Below are 19591 nucleotides of genomic sequence, written 5' to 3' on the forward strand. Positions count from 1 at the left end.
CCCCTGGGTGGGTTCAGGCGTCCGGCGATGTGTTGTTCGGCGGGTTGTCCTGCGGTGGTGTCGAGCCGCCGAATCCGCCGAATCCGCGCCGTACTCGGCCGCCGAGGTCGCCTGCTCCGCCTGCGATGTCCGTGACCAGTTTCATCAGGGGGTCCTTGGAGTTCTTGACGTTGGTCGCGTAGCTCGATGCCGACTCGCGGAAGGAGCCGGAGACCGAGGTGTCCTTGTCCTCGGTGCGGCGCGGGTAGTGGCCGTCCATGATCCGCTGGAAGTCGCGGGACTCGGCCCACTTCTTCAGCTCGGCGGCGCGCACGGTGGTGAAGGGGTGGGTGCGGGGCAGGACGTTCAGGATCTTCAGTACGGAGTCGCGCAGGTCGCCGCCCGCCTCGTACTCCTCGGCCTGGGCGAGGAACGCGTCCACGTTCATCTCGTGCAGGTGGTTGCCGCCGGCGATCTTCATCAGGCCGCGCATCGAGGCCTTGAGGTCCTGGCCGACGAGGAGTCCCGCGCGGTCGGCGGACAGCTCCGATTTGCGGAACCACTCGCGCAGGCCGGTGACGATCGCCATGATCGCGATGTTGCCGAGGGGGATCCAGGCGATGCGGAGGGCCAGGTTGGTCAGGAAGAGCAGGATCGTCCGGTAGACGGAGTGGCCGGAGAGGGCGTGTCCGACCTCGTGTCCGACGACGGCCCGCATCTCCTCCTCGTCGAGCAGCTCGACCAGACCGGTGGTGACGACGATGATCGGCTCGTCCAGGCCGATGCACATCGCGTTGGGCTGGGGGTCCTGGGCGACGTACATCGGCGGGACCTTCTCCAGGTCCAGGATGTCGCAGGCGTCCCGCAGCATGACGTCGAGGTGGGCGAACTGCTGCTCCGAGACCCGCACCGAGTCGGACAGGAACAGCAGCCGCAGGCTGCGCTCGGGGAGCAGCCCGCTGAGCGCCTTGAAGACGGTGTCGAACCCGCTGAGCTTGCGCAGGGCGACCAGGGCGGAGCGGTCGGCCGGGTGCTCGTACGCCCGTGAGGAGATCCCCGGGAAGCGGGTGCGCTGCCTGCTGGGCACGTTCTCGTGGCCGTCCGGCCCGTGTCCGTTGCTCTCGTGGCTGTCGTCGGACATGTGTTCCCCCACGCGTCTGATTGCCCTTATGTGCCCCCCGAAGCGGGGCCCAGCCTAGGCGGAGATACCGTGGCGGGGCAGCACACCGTAAGGAGCGATCCGATGGATCCGATGGACCACACCCCCGCAACCGACTGGATCACCGAGGCCGCGAAAGCCGCCGAGAGACAGGGGTCCGGCGATCTGCTCCGGGTCGTGCTGATCGTGATGTTCTTCGGCTGCATCCTGACCGCGTGGTTCCTGCTGCGGGGGTACAAGGAGAAGGACGACTGAGACGGGCCGGAAGTTCCCCCGCCGGATCCTTGGGCGGAGTCGGCGTGATCCCGGTGGACGGGCACGCTTACGATGAGCCGACGTCTTTATCCCGCCCTCACCGGATAGGTCCTGCCGAAGATGAGCTTCCACAGCACCGCAGCCCAGTTGGTCACCCTTGCCGCCGAGGGCGAGGAGCACGGCGGCAACCACGAGAGCCTCAGCCCCTACCTCACCGGTGGTGGCGCCTTCTTCATCCTGATGCTCCTGCTGTGGATCACCACCCGCTTCAACCGTGACCGCTGAGTCCGGTCCGTTCAGGCAGGGCCGGTAGGGTCTGCACCCATGGGAGAGCAGGACATGCCTACCGGCCGGTCGAACCCGGGCAAGCGCCGCATCGGCGTCATGGGCGGCACATTCGATCCGATCCACCACGGGCACCTCGTGGCGGCCAGCGAGGTCGCCGCGCAGTTCCACCTCGACGAGGTGATGTTCGTACCGACCGGACAGCCGTGGCAGAAGACCGACCGCAGCGTGTCGCCGGCCGAGGACCGCTATCTGATGACGGTCATCGCGACCGCCGAGAACCCCCAGTTCTCGGTCAGCCGCATCGACATCGACCGCGGTGGCCCCACGTACACCACGGACACCCTGCGCGACCTGCGCGCGCTCAACCCCGACACGGACCTGTTCTTCATCACGGGCGCCGACGCGCTCGGCCAGATCCTCACCTGGCGCGACGCCGAGGAACTGTTCTCCCTCGCGCACTTCATCGGGGTCACCCGGCCCGGTCACACCCTGACCGACCCGGGACTCCCGGAGGGCGGTGTCTCGCTGGTCGAGGTGCCCGCCCTGGCCATCTCGTCCACAGACTGCCGTGCGAGGGTCGCCAAGGGCGACCCGGTCTGGTATCTGGTGCCGGACGGCGTGGTGCGCTACATCGACAAGCGCGAGCTGTACCGCGGCGAGTGAGCCGAGAGGGGCACCGGTGAACGACCGATACGACTCGGGGTACGACGGCGAACAGCAGTACGAGATCGTCGGCTACGACGACTACGGCCGGCCTGTGTACCAGGCGGTGCCGCAGCAGGGGTACCAGCAACCGTCACAGCCGGGGCAGCAGTCGTACGACCCGTACGGGCAGCAGGCCCCCCAGGCACCCCCGGCACAGGGGTACGAGGGGTACGGTTACGACCCGTACGCGACCGGGCAGCAGCAGGCCGCGCCCGCGTACGACCCCTACGGCGCCGGGAACCCGAACACCGGGTACGACCCCTACGGGCAGCCGGCGAGCAGCGGGCAGCAGCCCCGGGTCGCCGAGCAGACCGCGCCCGCCGTCCCGACGGCACGTACCGCGCAGGCCGAGCCGACCGCCTTCGTACCGCAACAGGGCGGGCCGCCCGCAGAGGGCGGCACTCCGAAGGCGGAGGAGCCCGCGGGCGAACGCGACTACAGCACCCAGCAGTTCGCGTTCGTCGAGGACCCCGACGGTGACTCCGAGGACGTCATCGACTGGCTGAACTTCACCGAGAACCGCACCGAGCGTCGCGAGGAGGCCAAGCGCCGCGCGCGGGGCCGTGCCGTCGCCCTGGTCGTCGTCCTCGCCCTGGTGGCGGTGGGCGGGGTCGGTTACCTCTGGTACGCGGGGAAGCTGCCCGGCGCGTCCTCCTCGGACACGAAGGCCGGGAGTGCGACCAGCGCCGCCGCCCAGAAGCGCGACGTCGTGGTCGTCCATCTGCACAACACCAAGAAGGGCGGCACCTCCACGGTGCTGCTCGTCGACAACGCCACCACCAAGCAGGGCACCACCGTCCTGCTGCCCAACTCCCTCGCCCTGACCGACGACGACGGCTCCACGACCACCCTCGCCAAGTCCGTCGACGACGACGGCTCCTCCGGGACCCGCGACGCGCTCGACACCGTCCTCGGCACCGACATCGAGGGCACCTGGCGGCTCGACACGCCCTACCTACAGAACCTTGTCGAGCTGGTCGGCAACATCGACATCGACACCGACGCGAACGTGCCCGACCCGGACAACACCAAGAAGGGCACGGCACCCTTGGTGAAGAAGGGCGAGGACCAGACGCTCAGCGGCAAGATGGCCGTCGCCTATGCCACCTACACCGCCTCCGGCGAGACCCAGGACGCCCAGCTGGAGCGGTTCGGAGCGGTCATGCAGGGCGTGCTGCGCAAGCTGTCCTCCGACGCCCAGGCCGCGACGGTCACCGTGCAGACGCTGGCCCAGATCCTCGACCCCTCGCTGACCGACAAGGACCTTGGCAGCTTCCTCGCGCGGCTCGCCGACCTCGCCAAGGGCGGCGACTACAAGACCTCGCTGCTGCCCGTCCAGGGCGACGGCACGCTGAGCGCCCAGGCCAGCGCCTCCGTCGTCAAGACGGTGCTCGGCGGCACCGCCAAGAGCCCCGACAAGGACGCCGCGGTCCGTGTCTCCGTCCAGAACGCCACCGGAGACAAGGACGACACCGAGAAGGCCCGGGTCGTCCTCCTCAACGGCGGCTTCACCTTCCTGGAGGCCGGCACGGCCGACACCGCCCGCGCCACCTCCCAGGTCCTCTATTCCGACGCTGCCGACAAGGAGAACGCCACCGAGGCCGCCAAGACGCTGGGCCTGCCCACCAGCTCGGTGAAGAAGGGCACGGTCACCTCGAACGCGGACGTGTCCGTGATCCTCGGCCAGGACTACGAGCCCGCGTCGTGATCCTGTAATGACGTGGGGTGGTGTCGGCGGTCCGTGAGACCCTTGGGTTCCGTAGCAGTACCCGTACGGGTTTCCCCGACCGCCGACCGAAAGCCTTGTAGTGACCGCCACTGACCGTTCCATCGAGCTGATCACCGCCGCCGCGCAGGCGGCAGCCGACAAGCTCGCGCACGACATCATCGCCTACGACGTCAGCGACGTGCTGTCGATCACGGACGCCTTCCTGCTGGCCTCCGCACCCAACGACCGTCAGGTCAAGTCGATCGTCGACGAGATCGAGGAGCGGCTCAGCAAGGAACTCGGCACCAAGCCGGTCCGCCGCGAGGGCGACCGCGAGGCCCGCTGGGTGCTCCTGGACTACGTCGACATCGTCGTCCACGTCCAGCACAGCGAGGAGCGCGTCTTCTACGCCCTGGAGCGCCTCTGGAAGGACTGCCCCGAACTGGAGCTGCCCGCCGACGCCAAGGCCACCCGGGGCAAGGCCGCCGAGCACGCCAAGCTGCAGGCCGAGGAGGACACCGCCGACTTCGGAGGGCTGCGGTGACCGCCCCCGCGTCCACCGGGACCCGCCGCAAGCCGGGCCCCGGCCGCCGTCTCATCCTGTGGCGCCACGGCCAGACGTCGTGGAACGTGGAGCGGCGCTTCCAGGGCACCACGGACGTGCCGCTCACCGAGACCGGCATCGGCCAGGCCCGCCGCGCCGCCCGCCTGCTCGCCTCCCTGAAGCCCGACGCGATAGTCGCCTCGGACCTTCAGCGCGCGGCGAACACCGCGGGCGAACTCGCCGAACTCACCGGCCTCACGGTGACGCACGACGAGGGCCTGCGCGAGACCTACGCGGGCGTCTGGCAGGGCCTGACGCACGAGGAGATCATCTCCCGCCACGGCGACGAGTACGCCGCGTGGAAGCGCGGTGAGCCGGTCCGCCGCGGCGGCGGCGAGCTGGAGACCGAGGTCGCCGACCGCGCCGCCCCCGTGGTGTTGCGGCACGCCGACAAGCTCCCCGAGCAGGGCACCCTTGTGGTGGTCAGCCACGGCGGCACCATCCGGACGACCATCGGTCGTCTGCTCGGCCTGGAGTCCCACCATTGGGAGAGCCTCGGCGGTCTCTCCAACTGCTGCTGGTCCGTCCTCGGCGAGGGCGCGCGCGGCTGGCGCCTGCTGGAGCACAACGCCGGCACACTGCCCGAGCCGGTGCTCGGCGACGACGACTGAGCGTGCCTCCCGCACCCCGTCAGGGGCCCGGACCCGGATTTCACTTTCCGGCTGGTCGCAGGCTAAAGTTCTTCTTGTTCGCCCCGCCGGGCGGGAAGAACAGACGGGGCTATAGCTCAGTTGGTAGAGCGCCTGCATGGCATGCAGGAGGTCAGGAGTTCAATTCTCCTTAGCTCCACAGTAGATGGCTGGTTGATCAAGGTCCCGCCCCCTCCGGGGGGCGGGATTTTTCGTTCGCCCCTGCTTGAGTCACTTGGGGCCCTGAGGCGTATACCTCTGCGGAGGCCCTTCTTAAGTGCGCGTTCGTGCTGGCCGCGACGGCTGCGGCGGGTGCCGTGTCCGGACTGGTACGAAGGCGTCGCTGACCGTATTGGTCCGGCCGTGGCAGAATCAAACGGCCGGAAGGGGGCGCGGCCCGACGGGAGGGAGTTGCGATGCCTGCGAGCATCCTCAGGGAGGTCGGTCACCTCTCTGAAGCGGCAGTCATACGGGGTAGGAGAACCCGTCTCAGCTGCCCTTCCTGCGGTTCCGGCCACGTCGCCCAGGTGCTCGGTGACAACGGCGGGATTTCCTACGTGTGCACGGCCTGCGGCCACAGCTGGAGCTGATCGATGGGTGCACACAGGAGGAAATGCGACTGGTGCGGCAGTGGTACGCCGATCGTCCGTGACATGGAGCCGGTGAACCACGACTACCAGTACTGGTGCGAGGAATGCGCGCGGGCGCTGATCATAAAAGGCGACCCGATCGAGACCTACCGTGAGCTGGAGGGCGAGCCGATCTACGGCCGGCTCCTGGAGGAGCACTGCACCCTCAAACGGTTCTACTCGTTCGTCACGGCCTGACCCGGCAAACGATTTGGTGCTGCACCGGGGGGACCGGTAATGTTGGCGTCGCCGCCGGGGAGACCCGGCGGAGCGGTGCGAGGGGCTATAGCTCAGTTGGTAGAGCGCCTGCATGGCATGCAGGAGGTCAGGAGTTCAATTCTCCTTAGCTCCACAGAAGTTGAAGGCGGGTCATCCGATCAGGATGGCCCGCCTTCGGCGTTGTAGCAGTACACAGGGCGGGGGAGCAGCAACACAGTTGCTGCTCCCCCGCCCCTTGGTGTCAGCGACCGCTGCCGAGGGCGCGGCGGCCCCGGCCACCGCGCTGGGACAGGACCGGCAGTCGGTCGGGGGCCGAGGTCCTGGTGTCCTCCTCGATGCGCAGCGCCAGCGCCGGGCAGCGGCGCACCGCGCGCAGCGCCTTCGCCTCCGCGTACCGGGGCACCTTCGCCTGCGCGACGGTGGGGAAGCCGTCGGCGCCCAGTTCGAAGACCTCCGGGAGGATGTCGGCGCAGAGGCCGTGGCCCCGGCACAGCGTCCAGTCGACGAAGATCTTCTGACGGCTGGGGCCGTTCTCCTCCTCCGCCTGGCCGCCCGGGAGGCCCGTGGGTCCCTGGCCGCCCTCGAAGAGCGGCAGAACGCCTTCTACGGGCCTTCCGCAGCCGTTTCCGAGGACATGGGCCGCGAGGTCGTCCGTGAACGCCTTGATGGTCGATTCCAGGAACATCGCCGAGCCGTCCGGGTGCGAGCAGGCACCGCGCCGCTTCACGGACTTGGCGACCTGTTTGACGGCCTCCAGGGCGGCCGGGCCGCCGCCGTTGAGGATGTCCTCCATGCCGCGCGCCGCGGCGGGCAGACCGAGGTAGCAGGGGCCGCACTGGCCGGCGCTCTCCTCGGCCAGCCACTGGGCCACGCGCAGCGACTCGCCCAGCGGGCAGGTGTCCTGGCTGATCGGCAGGATCGCGCCGGCACCGAGCGCACCGCCCACGGCGTCCAGGGAGTTGCGCGAGACGATCGCCTCGTTGACCGTCGCCGCGTCGATCCACTTGCCGTGGTAGCCGCCGGTCAGCACACCCTGCGGGACCGGCGGGGCGCCGGCCAGCTGGAGGACGTACCGCAGCGGTACGCCGGTCGGGACCTCGATCACCATGGGGCGGGCGACCGCGCCGGAGACCGTGAGCATGACGGTGCCCGGCTCGTCGTACAGGCCGGTGTTGCAGTAGCGCTCGGCGCCGATGCGGGCGGCGATCGCGAGCTGGGCGTACGTCTCGGCGTTGGACAGCAGGGTGGGTGCGCCGCCGACGCCGCTCTGCGAGGCGCTGATCTTGCGGCCGGGCGGGATCGCCGGGCCGCCGTCGATGGACCGGATCAGCGAGGCGGCGGCGCCGGTGACCATGCGGATCGGATTGCGCTGCACGCGCGCGCGGAGGGCCGATCGGCGGCCGTTGTTGAGGCCGCGCTCGGCGAGCGCCGCCTCCATGGAGCGCTGCGTGGATTCACGTGTCACCCCGATGACCAGGGTGCGGGCGCCCATGGCCTCCGCGCAGAGCAGGGCGCCGTCCAGGATGAGGTGCGGGGCACGGTTGACCAGCACCGTGTCCTTGCGGCAGGCGGGCTCGTCCTCGCTCGCGTTGACGACGACGACCGGCCGTACACCACGGCGGATCGCCGACTCGGCGACCGACCGCAGCTTCTTGTGGAAGGGGAAGCCCGCGCCGCCGCGGCCCTTCAGGGAAATGCGCTCGGCGAGCTGCGCGAGCTGCTCGCCGCCCATCGGTTCGAGCGGCCCATGCACCTTGAGGTGCATGGGGAGATCAAGTCTCTCGACAAGGTCGAAACCCGACGTGAGCTGGGGAAGTCCGACCACACGGACTTCGGGTACGTCGGGCAGAGCCTCGTTCACTTAAAGCCTCCGGAAGGCGCGTTCCAAGGTTCGCCCGAACCCGGTGCGTCGAAGTCGTAGGAAGCACCGGGGTTTGCATCAGTGGCGGGACCGCTGTTGTACGTGTCGTTCGCGTTGTACGTGCCATAGGCGGCATTCGACTCACCGGTGTTGTACACATCACTCGTGCCGTACGGGGCGGCGCCCGGATTGCCATAGGCCGGGATGTTGTATCCGGTGTCGTTCATCGGGTCGTACGCCGACACGGGGGCCTCGCCGACGGGCGGCGGGGACGGGATCGGCCAGCTGCCCGACGTACTGCCGTCCATGCGCGGGATCGCCTCGGTGGCCTGCATGTCGCCCGGCATCTCCATGCGGGCGGTCTGGTCCATGTACGCGTCCTGCCCGCGCGGGGGTGTCACGGCGCGGTAGGCCGCCGCGAAGCCGTCGTTGGCCGGCTCGGGCGTCATGGTGCGGCTGGCCGGGGCGTCGTAGAGCGGCATCGATCCGGTGGAGGGGTTGCGCTGCGGGGGCACTCCCGCGTCCCCGCGCGCGGGCCTGCCGCCGCCCTGGTTCTCGTAGCCCGGCAGGGCGGACTCGCCGATGCGGGCCCGGCTCGCGTCCAGGTCCTCGCGGCCCGGCCGCTCCTGGGACCCCAGGATCGCCATGATCTGGGCGGCCACCTTGCGCTTGAACGGGCGGGGCGCCGAGCGCAGGGCCAGGGCTCCCATGACCGCGACCAGGGACAGGCCGTACAGGATCGTGAAGATCGGCTTCGCCTCGCGTCCCGCGTACAGGCCGTGGACCAGTGCGAAGCACCAGGCCGGGTAGGCCAGCATGTGCATCGCGCGCCAGCGCGCCGCGACCGGGGCCGGGGAGGCGAACTGGCTGCGCAGCGCGCCGGTGACGGCCGTGAAGATCATGAGCAGGCCGGCCAGGGACCCGAAGCCGATGAGGCTCCCGGTGCCGGTGACGCCGAGGCTGAACGGGATCAGCGCGGCGACCAACGGGGCGTGGTCGAGCGCCACTTTGACCGAGATGTGCAGCAGCAGGAAGGCGACCGAGGCAACGGCGGTCGTCCGGTGCACGGCCTGCGCGATCAACCGCTGACGGGTGTTCAGGAACACCCGGTCGGTGGCGACCAGGCCCCAGATCACCGCGGAGGTGAGGGCGACCAGTGACAGCACGCCGGCGCCGAAGTTCAGGAAGTCCTGGAGCTGGTCACCTCCGACCACCACGATCACGGGTATGAGCAGCAGCACGGCAGCCGTCGCCATCCCGTAGGCCGAACGGCCCGTCCTGGGAAGCGAACTGTTACTACGAGGGTTCATGGGGGCAACTCCGAGCGGTTCGGGAAGGCGGTCCCGCGTCGAACTCTAAGTCGAGACATACCGAGGAGTACGAGGTTTGAGTTATTGCGCTGTTACCAAAGGGCTGTGAGGCCGTTGTGATGTCCCATAGGGGTTGTTACGCGAAGTAATTATTGAACCTGGTTCAGCTTTTGCTGTGTGGCGATTCACGTGCCCGTTGGGGCACGGGGGAGTTGTGTGGGGGTCGTGTGAGGGTCGCCCGGGGCATGGCACCCGGTGCCATGTGCCCCCGGGAACTCCGTCGCGGCGCGCTCGACCGCTGCGGTACCCTGACGCCATGCGTGCCGTACGCCTTCTGCTTAGCGAGCCGCGCTGATCAGTCCCGACCACTGACGAATCGTGGTCGGCATCGGCGCGGCGTCCCCTCCTGTGCGAGGGGATTTTTCATTTCCAAGCCGCTGGCAGAGACGATCGATGGAGCTTTGAGGACCATGAGCGAGACGAACCCCGCTGCCACCGCCGAGGTCGCAGCGCCGCACCGCTACACGGCCGCCATGGCGGCCGACATCGAGGCACGCTGGCAGGACTTCTGGGACGCCGAGGGCACGTACGCCGCCCCCAATCCGAGCGGCGACCTGGCGGGCGACCCCGAGCTGGCCGCCAAGCCCAAGAAGTTCATCATGGACATGTTCCCGTACCCCTCGGGTGCGGGTCTGCACGTCGGCCATCCGCTGGGCTACATCGCGACCGACGTGTTCGCCCGCTTCCAGCGCATGACCGGCCACAACGTCCTGCACACCCTGGGCTTCGACGCCTTCGGCCTGCCCGCCGAGCAGTACGCCGTGCAGACCGGCACGCACCCGCGTGTCTCCACCGAGGCCAACATCGAGAACATGAAGGTCCAGCTGCGCCGGCTGGGCCTGGGCCACGACAAGCGCCGGTCGTTCGCCACGATCGACCCGGACTACTACAAGTGGACCCAGTGGATCTTCCTGCGGATCTTCAACTCCTGGTACGACGAGGAGTCGGACAAGGCCCGCCCGATCGCCGACCTGGTCGCCCAGTTCGAGACCGGCGAGCGCGCCGTACCGGGTGACCACGCGCGCGCGTGGAACCAGCTGACCGCCACCGAGCGCGCCGACGTCCTGGGCGAGTACCGCCTGGCGTACGCCTCCGAGGCGCCCGTCAACTGGTGTCCGGGACTGGGCACCGTACTGGCGAACGAGGAGGTCACCGCCGACGGCCGGTCCGAGCGCGGCAACTTCCCCGTCTTCAAGGCCAAGCTGCGCCAGTGGAACATGCGCATCACCGCCTACGCCGACCGGCTGCTGAACGACCTGGACGCGCTGGACTGGCCCGAGGCCATCAAGCTGCAACAGCGCAACTGGATCGGCCGCTCCGAGGGCGCCCGCGTCGACTTCCCGATCGACGGCGAGAACATCACGGTCTTCACCACCCGCCCGGACACCCTGTTCGGCGCGAGCTACATGGTTCTGGCGCCCGAGCACCCGCTGGTCGAGAAGTTCACCCCGGCCGCCTGGCCCGAGGGCACCCACGACGTCTGGACGGGCGGTCACGCCACGCCCGCCGAGGCCGTCGCCGCGTACCGCGCGCAGGCCGCCTCGAAGTCCGACGTCGAGCGGCAGGCCGAGGCCAAGGACAAGACCGGCGTCTTCATCGGCTCGTACGCGACCAACCCGGTCAACGGCGACCGGATCCCCGTCTTCATCGCCGACTACGTCCTGATGGGCTACGGCACCGGCGCGATCATGGCCGTCCCCTGCGGCGACCAGCGCGACTTCGAGTTCGCCCGTGCCTTCGAGCTGCCGATCCACTGCATCGTCGAACCGACCGACGGACGCGGCACCGACACCTCCACGTGGGACGGTGCCTTCGGCGCGTACGACGCGAAGATCATCAACTCGTCCAATGGCGACATCTCGCTGGACGGCCTGGCCGTCGCCGACGCCAAGGCGCGCATCACCGAGTGGCTGGAGCGCAAGGGCATCGGCCGCGGCACCGTCAACTTCCGGCTGCGCGACTGGCTGTTCAGCCGCCAGCGCTACTGGGGCGAGCCCTTCCCCATCGTCTACGACGAGGACGGCGTCGCCCACTCGCTGCCCGAGTCGATGCTGCCCCTGGAGCTGCCCGAGGTCGAGGACTACTCGCCTCGCACCTTCGACCCGGACGACGCGAACACCGAGCCCGAGACGCCGCTGTCGCGCAACGCGGACTGGGTCAACGTCACGCTGGACCTGGGCGACGGTCGGGGCCCGCAGAAGTACCGCCGCGAGACCAACACCATGCCCAACTGGGCCGGTTCCTGCTGGTACGAGCTGCGCTACCTGGACCCGCACAACGACCAGAAGCTGGTCGACCCGGCCATCGAGCAGTACTGGATGGGCCCCCGCGAGGGCCAGCCCCACGGCGGCGTCGACCTGTACGTCGGCGGCGCCGAGCACGCCGTGCTGCACCTGCTGTACGCCCGCTTCTGGTCCAAGGTGCTGTTCGACCTGGGACACGTCTCCTCGGCCGAGCCGTTCCACAAGCTGTTCAACCAGGGCATGATCCAGGCCTTCGTGTACCGCGACAGCCGGGGCATCGCCGTACCGGCCGCCGAGGTGGAGGAGCGCGACGGCGCTTACTTCTACGAGGGTGAGAAGGTCTCCCGGCTGCTGGGCAAGATGGGCAAGTCCCTGAAGAACGCGGTCACTCCGGACGAGATCTGCGCCGAGTACGGGGCGGACACGCTGCGCCTGTACGAGATGGCGATGGGCCCCCTGGACGTGTCGCGGCCGTGGGACACGCGCGCGGTGGTGGGCCAGTACCGGCTGCTGCAACGGCTGTGGCGCAACGTCGTCGACGAGGACAGCGGCGAGGTCACCGTCGTCGACACCGAGGCCGACGAGGCGGCACTGCGTGCCCTGCACAAGGCGATCGACGGCGTCCGCCAGGACCTGGAGGGCCTGCGCTTCAACACCGCCATCGCCAAGGTCACCGAGCTGAACAACCACCTGACCAAGGCGGGCGGTCCGGTCGCGCGCCCGGTGGCCGAGGCCCTGGTGCTGCTGGTCGCGCCGCTGGCCCCGCACATCGCCGAGGAGCTGTGGCGCAGGCTGGGGCACACCGAGTCGGTCGTCCACCAGGACTTCCCGGTCGCTGACCCGGCGTACGTCGTGGACGAGAGCGTGACCTGTGTCGTGCAGATCAAGGGCAAGGTCAAGGCGCGTCTGGAGGTCTCGCCGTCGATCTCCGACGACGAGCTGGAGAAGGTCGCGCTGGGTGACGACAAGGTCGTGGAGGCGCTGGCCGGCGCGGGCATCCGCAAGGTGATCGTGCGGGCGCCGAAGCTGGTCAACATCGTCACGGCGTAGGCGCCGCGGTAGCCGCTGGGGCAGGTACGGGCGGTCCTTCGGGCAGCTCGGGGTAGTCCCCTACGGGCAGGTTCGGGGTTCTTTTGGAACTCCGGGCCTGCCCTTTGCGTTTACCGTTGAAGAGCGGCTGGCGAAGCCGCGACCGGTAGGAGGAGGAGCGTCGTGGAAGCCGCTGTCGCAGTTGTCGCCCTGCTCTTCCTGCTGTTCGTCGTGCTGGGGGTGTACGCCACGGTGAAGGTGATCGGCGCGGCCAAGAGAGGCGTGGACCGGACGATCACGCAGGCCCGCCGCACGGTCGAGGACACGACGCTGCGCGCCAAGTCCTACGCCCAGCTCGGCCCGGCCGGCGAACTGGCCCAGCTCAGGCTCAAGCTGCGTACGTCGATGCGGTCCACGCAGGACGCGCTGCACGCGGGAGTGGCCGAGGACGAGTCCCTCAAGGAGTCCCTCGGCCTCTTCGAGCGGCTCAGCGCGCACGGCCATGAGCTGGACGCCGAACTCAAGCGCCTGGAGTCCGAGCCCGACCGGGCCACGCTCGCCGGGCGACTGCCCGACCTGCGCGAGCGCACCGACCAGATCACCCAGGCCGCCGACTCGCTGCGCTGGGCGGCCCGGGACCGGGCGACCCGGTTCGCGAACGACGACCTGGACTCCCTGAGGACACAGATAGACGTCGAGGCGGGCGCCCTGCGGCACTGGACGACGGCCGCGGAACCCACGCCGACTCCTCCTGCGACTCCCGCGCCCGCGTCGCCGCCGTGGCCCGAGGCTCCGGCCGCCGACGGCGCCACGGCTCAGCAGACCTGGCCGGACAGCCCGGACGCACGCCGGGCAGCCGAGCAGACCCGGCCCGCGATCACCCCGCCGGTCCAGCAGCCCGTCTACCCCTGGCAGAAGAAACCCCGCCCCGAGAGCACGACTTGATCCGCCGGGCGGGCTCCGGTCCTGCCTCCTGTCTCGCCTCCGGCCCCGTCGCAGGTGAAAGGGGCGGGCTGCCGTCCATGGGCTACGGCAGGTAACCTCCAGCTCATGTCCCGCCATGTCGCGATCGTCACCGATTCAACGGCCTACCTGCCGCCGCGGACGATGGAGCGCCACGGCATCATCGCGGTGCCGCTGACCGTGGTTCTCGGCGACCAGGCCTTCGAAGAGGGCACCGAGATCTCGGCCCGGTCCCTGGCCCAGGCGCTCCAGAAGCGCCGGTCCGTCACCACCTCACGCCCCAGCCCCCAGCTCTTCGCGGAGACCTACCGCAAGGTCGCCGAGTCCGGCGCCACCGGCATCGTCTCGCTGCACCTCTCCGCCGAGTTCTCGGGTACATACGACGCCGCGGTGCTGGCGGCCCGGGAGGCGCCGGTGCCCGTACGGGTGGTGGACACCGGCATGGTCGCGATGGCCCTCGGTTTCTGCGCACTGGCCGCGGCCGAGGTGGCGGAGGCGGGTGGCACGGTGGACGAGGCCGTCACGGCCGCGGAGAAACGGGCCGCGGGCACGTCCGCGTTCTTCTACGTCGACACCCTCGACTATCTGCGCCGCGGCGGCCGGATAGGGGCCGCGCAGGCCCTCCTCGGGTCCGCCCTCGCGGTGAAGCCGCTGCTACAGCTGGACGGCGGACGCATCGAGCTGATGGAGAAGGTGCGCACGGCGTCCAAGGCCATCGCCCGGCTGGAGGAGATCGTCGCCGACCGGGCGGGCGGCGCACAGGTCGACATCGCCGTTCACCATCTGGCCGCCCCGGACCGGGCAGCGGCCCTCGCGGACCGGTTGCGGGTACGGGTGCCGGGGCTGGCCGAGCTGCATGTGAGCGAGGTGGGGGCGGTGATCGGGGCGCATACGGGGCCTGGGTTGCTGGGGGCGGTTGTTTCGCCTCGGTGAGGGGTCCTGCGGGGCTTCGGAGGGGCTTCGCGGGTTGGGGATCGTGTAGCTCCGGGCCGGTGCGGCACTCGTGTGGGTGACGGAGTTATCCACAACCGGGCGGTAATCCACCGGAATTGAGCAAGATCATCGCGGGTGGGGTGGGTTGCTCCATCCTCGGCGCATGGCACTTCGATCACGTTCACGCGCAACCTCTCCGACCAGCGGCCCGGGTCGCGGGCCGATGTCCGACGGCCGCGTACGGCACGGTCATCGTCGTCCCCGTGGCCGGGCCCGACAGCATCAGGCGTCGGCCGACGAGATCCGTCGGCGGGCGGAGGTGCTTTTCGGGGAACGGGTGCTGGAACGGCGGGAGTTGGGGAACGGGCCGCCGGGTGAGGGCTCCGGCGGGGGCGTGGACATTGGCGGGCGTGACGTCCGTGCGGGTGTTGCTTCGGGTGCCGGTGCCGGAGTTGATGTCGGCGGTGCAGATGCCGGTGTCGTGGGTGGTCGGGCTGTCGGGGATTGGCAGGAGCGGGCCGGGCTTGCGGTGCGGGAGCGGATGCCTGTGTGGTTGCAGGCGCGGTGCGGTCTGGAGCGGCGGAGCGTCGTGGCGCTCACGGTGGTGCTGGTCGCCGCCGCGGTGCTTGCCGGACAGCACTTCTGGACGGGGCGTGCCCAGCCCGTTCGGGCGCCGGAGGTGGTTCGGGCGGCGGCTCCGTTCGGGGCGGCGCGGGCGGATGCGGCGGCCCGTCCCCGGGGTGTCGTGGGTGGAGTTGCCGGGGCCCAGATCGTGGTGGACGTCAGCGGCAAGGTGCGCGAGCCGGGGGTCCATCGGCTGCCGGCCGGGTCCAGGGTCGCCGACGCTTTGCGGGCGGCCGGTGGGGTGCGTCCCGGTACGAAGACGGAGGGGCTCAACCGGGCGCGGTTCCTTGTGGACGGCGAACAGGTGGTGGTCGGCGGAGCCGTGCCTGTACCGGGGGTGGTCATGGGCGGTGGGGTCGGCTCGGGTGGGGTGGCAGTGGGCGGGGCGGGGGCTGGACCGGCGGCGCCTGTTTCGTTGAACACGGCCACCGTCGATCAGCTCGACACCTTGCCGGGGGTCGGCCCTGTGCTGGCCCAGCACATCATCGACTACCGCACCCAGCACGGCGGATACCGGTCCGTGGACGAACTGCGTGAGGTGAACGGCATCGGCGAGCGGCGCTTCGCCGACCTGCGAAATCTCGTGCAGCCATGAGCCGGGTTCCTGATGTCCATGACGGTCCGTCTGGGCGGGCGGTGGACGATGAGATGGACGGCGAGCCCCGCACGCCCGACGGTCGGGAGTCCCGCGTCCGCCGGTCCGTGCACGCTGCCTCGGGGAAACGGCTGGGGGCCGCCAATCCCCGGCAGGAAGGGCCGACGGATCTGCGGTTGGTGCCGCCCGCGCTGGCCGCCTGGGGGACGGCTGCACTGACGTTGGGTGTCTCGGCGGGCTGGGTGACCGGTGTCGCGGTCGTCTGTTCGGTCGTGGCCGGAGTGCTTCTGCTGGCTCGTCGGACCTCGGGGAGATCCGGTCTCTCGGCGCCGGGGCAGCCCCGGTGGGGCAACTGGTCCCGGGTTTCCGTGGCAGCCGTACTGCTCTGTGTCGCCGCGGCCGCCGTCTCCGCCGGGCTGCACGGGGCCGATCTGCGACGGGGGCCGGTGCCGGGGCTGGCGCGGCAGTACGCCAGCGTGACCGCCGAGTTGGAGGTCACCTCCGATCCACGTCTCACCCGGCCCCGGATCCAGGGCGCTCATGCCACACCGAGTGCCGTACTGCTCGACGCCGATGTCCGGCGCGTGGAGGAAGCGGGCGGGGGCGCGGTGGCGACGCGGACGCCTGTGCTTGTGATCGTCGACGTGGGTGCGAAGTCGAAGAAGGCGGGGCCGTTCCGGCGGACGGCGGCGACGGGCGGTTCGGAGCGGTCGCCCTGGCTGGGGCTGCTGCCGTCGACGCGGCTGCGGGTGACCGGACGGCTCGTGCCCAGCTTGACGGGAGGTGACCGGGTCGCGGCCGTGTTGCGGGTACGGGACCGGGCGGCGCCGGAGGTGGTGGGGGAACCGTCGGCGGCGCAGCGGTTCGCGGGGCGGCTGCGCGCGGGGTTGCGGGACGCCACCGATGGGCTGCCGGCGGATGCGCGGGCGTTGCTGCCCGGGCTGGTCGTCGGGGACACCTCACGTGTCACACCCGAGCTGGACGAGGCGTTCAAGGAGACCGACCTCACGCATTTGATGGCGGTCAGTGGAGCCAACTTCACGATCCTCCTCGCTCTGCTGATCGGCCCGCCCGCCCTTGCCCAGCAGGTCGAGCGGCGGGGCCTCGCACCCCGCCTGGGTATGTCCCTCCGGGCGACCGCACTGCTCGGCGGTGCCCTCACCCTGGGATTCGTCGTCGTGTGCAGGCCCGACCCGAGTGTGCTGCGGGCGGCGGCCTGCGGTTCCGTCGCGCTGCTCGCCCTCGCGACCGGGCGCCGACGGTCACTGATCCCGGCGCTGGCGACAGCGGTACTGCTGCTGGTGCTGTACGACCCCTGGCTGGCCCGGAGTTACGGCTTCCTGCTCTCCGTCCTCGCCACCGGCGCCCTGCTCACCCTGGCGCCCCGCTGGAGCCCGGCGTTGCGCAGGCGCGGGGTGCCGCCGCGGTTGGCGGAGGCGCTGGCCGCCGCCGGTGCGGCGCAGGCCGTGTGCGCGCCGGTCGTGGCTGTGCTGTCGGCGCGGGTGAGCCTGGTGGCGGTGCCCTGCAATCTGCTCGCGGAGTTCGCCGTCGCCCCGGCCACGGTGCTGGGCTTCGCGGCGCTGGCCACGGCGCCGGTGGCGATGCCGGTGGCCAAGGCGTTTGCCTGGGGAGCGAGTTGGCCCGCCGGGTGGATCGCGGACATCGCCCGTACGGGAGCGGCACTGCCCGGCGCCGGAGTGGACTGGCCGGGCAGCTGGACGGGCGCGCTGCTGCTGGGGCTGTGCATGGTGCTCGTCGTGTTCGTCGGCGCGCGGCTGCTGAAGCATCCCTGGTGGTGCGCGGCCTGCGGGGTGCTGTTGCTCCTGGTGGTGGCGCGGCCGGCGCCGTTGACCAGGGCGATCACGGGGTGGCCGCCGCCGGGGTGGCGGTTCGCGATGTGCGACGTGGGGCAAGGTGACGCGACCGTGCTCGCGGCGGGGGAAGGCACCGGTGTGGTCGTGGACGCCGGACCCGACCCGGCACTGGTCGACCACTGCCTGCGCGAACTCGGCATCACCAAGGTGCCCCTGGTGATCCTCACGCACTTTCACGCGGACCATGTCGCCGGGCTGCCCGGCGTCCTGCGCGGGCGTTCGGTGGGCGCGATCCAGACGACAGGGCTCGAAGAGCCCGAGGACCAGGCCGAGTTCGTGCACAGGGAGGCGGCCGAGCGGCGTATCCCGGTGACGCGTGCCGTCGCCGGTGAGCGGCGGCGGACGGGCACCCTCGACTGGGAGGTGCTGTGGCCGGCACCGGCGCCGTCACCCGAGCCGGAGGGCGCCAACGACGCCAGTGTCACGCTGCTCGTACGGTCGGCGGGGCTGCGCCTGCTGCTCCTCGGGGACCTGGAACCCCCGGCCCAGCGGGCGCTGCTGAGAACCCCGGCCGCGGCGGGGCTGCGGGGAGTGGACGTCCTGAAGGTCGCCCACCACGGGTCGGCCTATCAGGACCCGGACCTCATACGGGCGGCGGCCCCGAGGTTGGCGCTCATCTCCTGCGGTGCGGACAACACGTACGGGCATCCCGCGCCCAGCACGGTGGCGGCGCTCAGGGAAGGGGGAGCCGTGGTGCTGCGTACGGACGAGGACGGGGCGCTGGCGGTCGTCGGAGCGGGCCGGGAGCTGGGGGTGGCGAGAGACTGAGGCCATGAACTCCGCACAGGCTGATGCCTACCTCCGTCGGCTCGGCGCCGAGCGCCCGGCACGGCCCACCCTCGACGTGCTCCGCGAGTTGCAGCTGCGGCACCTCATGGCGGTGCCCTTCGAGAACCTGTCGATCCATCTCGGCGAGGCGATCGTGCTGGAGGAGGACCGGCTGCTGGAGAAGGTGGTGGGCGCTCACCGGGGCGGGTTCTGCTACGAACTCAACGGTGTCTTCGGGGCGTTGCTCACGGAGCTGGGCTTCGACGTCACGCTGCTCGCGGCACGGGTGTACGGGGACGAGGGGCGGTTGGGGATTCCGTACGACCATCTTGTGCTGCGGGTGCGGACTGTGGATGGCGGTGACTGGCTGGTTGATGTGGGGTTCGGGGCGCACAGTCACTATCCGCTGGCGATGGGGGAGCGGGGAGAGCAGGAGGATCCGGGGGGTGTGTTCCGGATTGTCGGGGCGGAGGCGGGGGCGGGGGCGGAGGGGGAGGGGGACCCCGGGGATCTGGACGTGGTTCGGGACGGTAGGCGGCAGTACCGGGTGGAGCTGCGGCCCCGGGTGCTCCGGGATTTCGTGGCCGGGGCCTGGTGGCACAGCACCTCGCCGGAGTCCCATTTCACGCGGTCGCTGGTCTGTTCGCGGGTCACGGCGGACGGCGGCAGGATCACGCTCAGTGGCCGTAGTTTCACGGTGACGGCTCCGGGTGGGGAGAAGGAGGTGCGGGAGTTGGGGGCCGACAGTGAGGTGCTTGCCGTGTACCGGGAGCGGTTCGGGGTCGAGTTGTCTGCTGTGCCGAGGGTTCGAGGGGCTGGTGGGGGTGGCTGAGGCGGGGGCGGGGTAGCGGAAAATGGCTCCGTGAGCGATGTGAGACATGTGCTGGTGCTGCCCGACCGTGATGCCGCCGAGGACGTGGTCGAGGCGCTGCGTGATCGGTTCGGGCTTGCCGAGGAGCCGCAGCTCGTACGGGATGCGCTGGCCGGTGAGGACGATGCCGAGGACGCTCAGTGGCTCGTGGTCCTGTGGGACGAGGCGGGGCGGCTGGATCCGGCGGAGCTGGACGAGTTCGTGGGGGAGTGGGAGGGGTGGCGTGAGGAGCCGTAGCCGGTAGTCGTGGCTGAGGGCGGGCCGCGTTGTCAGTGGCTCGTGGGA

General features: G+C 70.5%; 17 protein-coding genes and 2 tRNA genes. 16 read left to right on the forward strand and 3 right to left on the reverse strand.

Annotated elements, in window-relative coordinates; all coding sequences use genetic code 11:
- Positions 1-13 precede the first annotated feature (13 nt).
- Positions 14-1120: a M48 family metallopeptidase gene (locus OG787_RS33330; RefSeq protein WP_369035935.1), complete on the reverse strand. Its 1107-nt coding sequence runs from the start codon at positions 1118-1120 to the stop codon at positions 14-16.
- 102 nt (positions 1121-1222) lie between these two features.
- Here OG787_RS33330 and OG787_RS33335 point away from each other — a divergent pair, with 102 nt between their 5' ends.
- From OG787_RS33335 to OG787_RS33375, 9 genes are all read left to right on the forward strand, one after another.
- Positions 1223-1393, forward strand: coding sequence for a hypothetical protein (locus OG787_RS33335; RefSeq protein WP_235480212.1), 171 nt, complete (start codon positions 1223-1225; stop codon positions 1391-1393).
- Between the two features lie 120 nt (positions 1394-1513).
- Positions 1514-1678, forward strand: coding sequence for a hypothetical protein (locus OG787_RS33340; protein WP_198655517.1), 165 nt, complete (start codon positions 1514-1516; stop codon positions 1676-1678).
- Between the two features lie 39 nt (positions 1679-1717).
- Complete coding sequence (gene nadD / locus OG787_RS33345; RefSeq protein ID WP_235479158.1) at positions 1718-2344, forward strand: nicotinate-nucleotide adenylyltransferase; 627 nt, start codon at positions 1718-1720, stop codon at positions 2342-2344.
- A gap of 16 nt (positions 2345-2360) precedes the next feature.
- Complete coding sequence (locus OG787_RS33350) at positions 2361-4094, forward strand: LytR C-terminal domain-containing protein (RefSeq protein ID WP_405537689.1); 1734 nt, start codon at positions 2361-2363, stop codon at positions 4092-4094.
- A gap of 100 nt (positions 4095-4194) precedes the next feature.
- Positions 4195-4638 (forward strand): ribosome silencing factor, encoded by a 444-nt coding sequence (gene rsfS / locus OG787_RS33355; protein ID WP_369035937.1) that lies wholly within the window; start codon positions 4195-4197, stop codon positions 4636-4638.
- The gene (locus tag OG787_RS33360) at positions 4635-5309 is read left to right on the forward strand and encodes a histidine phosphatase family protein (protein WP_235479161.1); all 675 of its coding nucleotides are present in this window, start codon (positions 4635-4637) and stop codon (positions 5307-5309) included. Before rsfS ends, OG787_RS33360 begins: the two co-directional genes overlap by 4 nt.
- Before the next feature lie 105 nt (positions 5310-5414).
- Positions 5415-5487: transfer RNA gene (locus tag OG787_RS33365), tRNA-Ala, on the forward strand.
- A gap of 433 nt (positions 5488-5920) precedes the next feature.
- Positions 5921-6154, forward strand: coding sequence for a hypothetical protein (locus tag OG787_RS33370; protein ID WP_044472114.1), 234 nt, complete (start codon positions 5921-5923; stop codon positions 6152-6154).
- A gap of 81 nt (positions 6155-6235) precedes the next feature.
- Positions 6236-6308 (forward strand) — tRNA-Ala (locus OG787_RS33375).
- Between the two features lie 108 nt (positions 6309-6416).
- On the opposite strand, the gene OG787_RS33380 is transcribed toward OG787_RS33375, so the two are convergent.
- Both OG787_RS33380 and OG787_RS33385 read right to left on the reverse strand, forming a co-directional pair.
- Positions 6417-8036 (reverse strand): NADH-ubiquinone oxidoreductase-F iron-sulfur binding region domain-containing protein, encoded by a 1620-nt coding sequence (locus tag OG787_RS33380; protein WP_369035938.1) that lies wholly within the window; start codon positions 8034-8036, stop codon positions 6417-6419.
- The gene (locus tag OG787_RS33385; RefSeq protein WP_369035939.1) at positions 8033-9346 is read right to left on the reverse strand and encodes a cytochrome b/b6 domain-containing protein; all 1314 of its coding nucleotides are present in this window, start codon (positions 9344-9346) and stop codon (positions 8033-8035) included. The genes OG787_RS33380 and OG787_RS33385 overlap by 4 nt, the downstream gene beginning before the upstream one ends.
- A 470-nt stretch (positions 9347-9816) precedes the next feature.
- Between OG787_RS33385 and leuS the strand changes: the two genes are divergently transcribed.
- The 7 genes from leuS to OG787_RS33420 all read left to right on the forward strand — a co-directional run bounded on the left by leuS (position 9817) and on the right by OG787_RS33420 (position 19543).
- Positions 9817-12699 (forward strand): leucine--tRNA ligase, encoded by a 2883-nt coding sequence (gene leuS, locus OG787_RS33390; RefSeq protein ID WP_405537690.1) that lies wholly within the window; start codon positions 9817-9819, stop codon positions 12697-12699.
- A 162-nt stretch (positions 12700-12861) separates the two neighbouring features.
- The gene (locus tag OG787_RS33395; RefSeq protein WP_405537691.1) at positions 12862-13623 is read left to right on the forward strand and encodes a hypothetical protein; all 762 of its coding nucleotides are present in this window, start codon (positions 12862-12864) and stop codon (positions 13621-13623) included.
- A gap of 105 nt (positions 13624-13728) precedes the next feature.
- Entirely contained in the window at positions 13729-14574 is an 846-nt protein-coding gene (locus OG787_RS33400; protein WP_369035942.1) for a DegV family protein, read from the forward strand.
- Positions 14575-14737: 163 nt separating this feature from the next.
- Positions 14738-15793 carry a helix-hairpin-helix domain-containing protein gene (locus OG787_RS33405; RefSeq protein ID WP_369035943.1) on the forward strand — a complete coding sequence of 352 codons (1056 nt, stop codon included), beginning with the start codon at positions 14738-14740 and terminating at the stop codon, positions 15791-15793.
- A 53-nt stretch (positions 15794-15846) separates the two neighbouring features.
- The gene (locus OG787_RS33410) at positions 15847-18435 is read left to right on the forward strand and encodes a ComEC/Rec2 family competence protein (RefSeq protein WP_405537692.1); all 2589 of its coding nucleotides are present in this window, start codon (positions 15847-15849) and stop codon (positions 18433-18435) included.
- 4 nt (positions 18436-18439) lie between these two features.
- Positions 18440-19267 carry an arylamine N-acetyltransferase gene (locus OG787_RS33415; protein ID WP_405537693.1) on the forward strand — a complete coding sequence of 276 codons (828 nt, stop codon included), beginning with the start codon at positions 18440-18442 and terminating at the stop codon, positions 19265-19267.
- Between the two features lie 30 nt (positions 19268-19297).
- A complete protein-coding gene (locus OG787_RS33420; protein WP_405537694.1) occupies positions 19298-19543 on the forward strand; it encodes a hypothetical protein in 246 nt (81 codons plus the stop codon).
- Positions 19544-19591 lie beyond the last annotated feature (48 nt).

Origin of the sequence: Streptomyces sp. NBC_00075 (assembly GCF_045041225.1) — a bacterium.
GTDB classification, from domain to species: domain Bacteria; phylum Actinomycetota; class Actinomycetes; order Streptomycetales; family Streptomycetaceae; genus Streptomyces; species Streptomyces adonidis.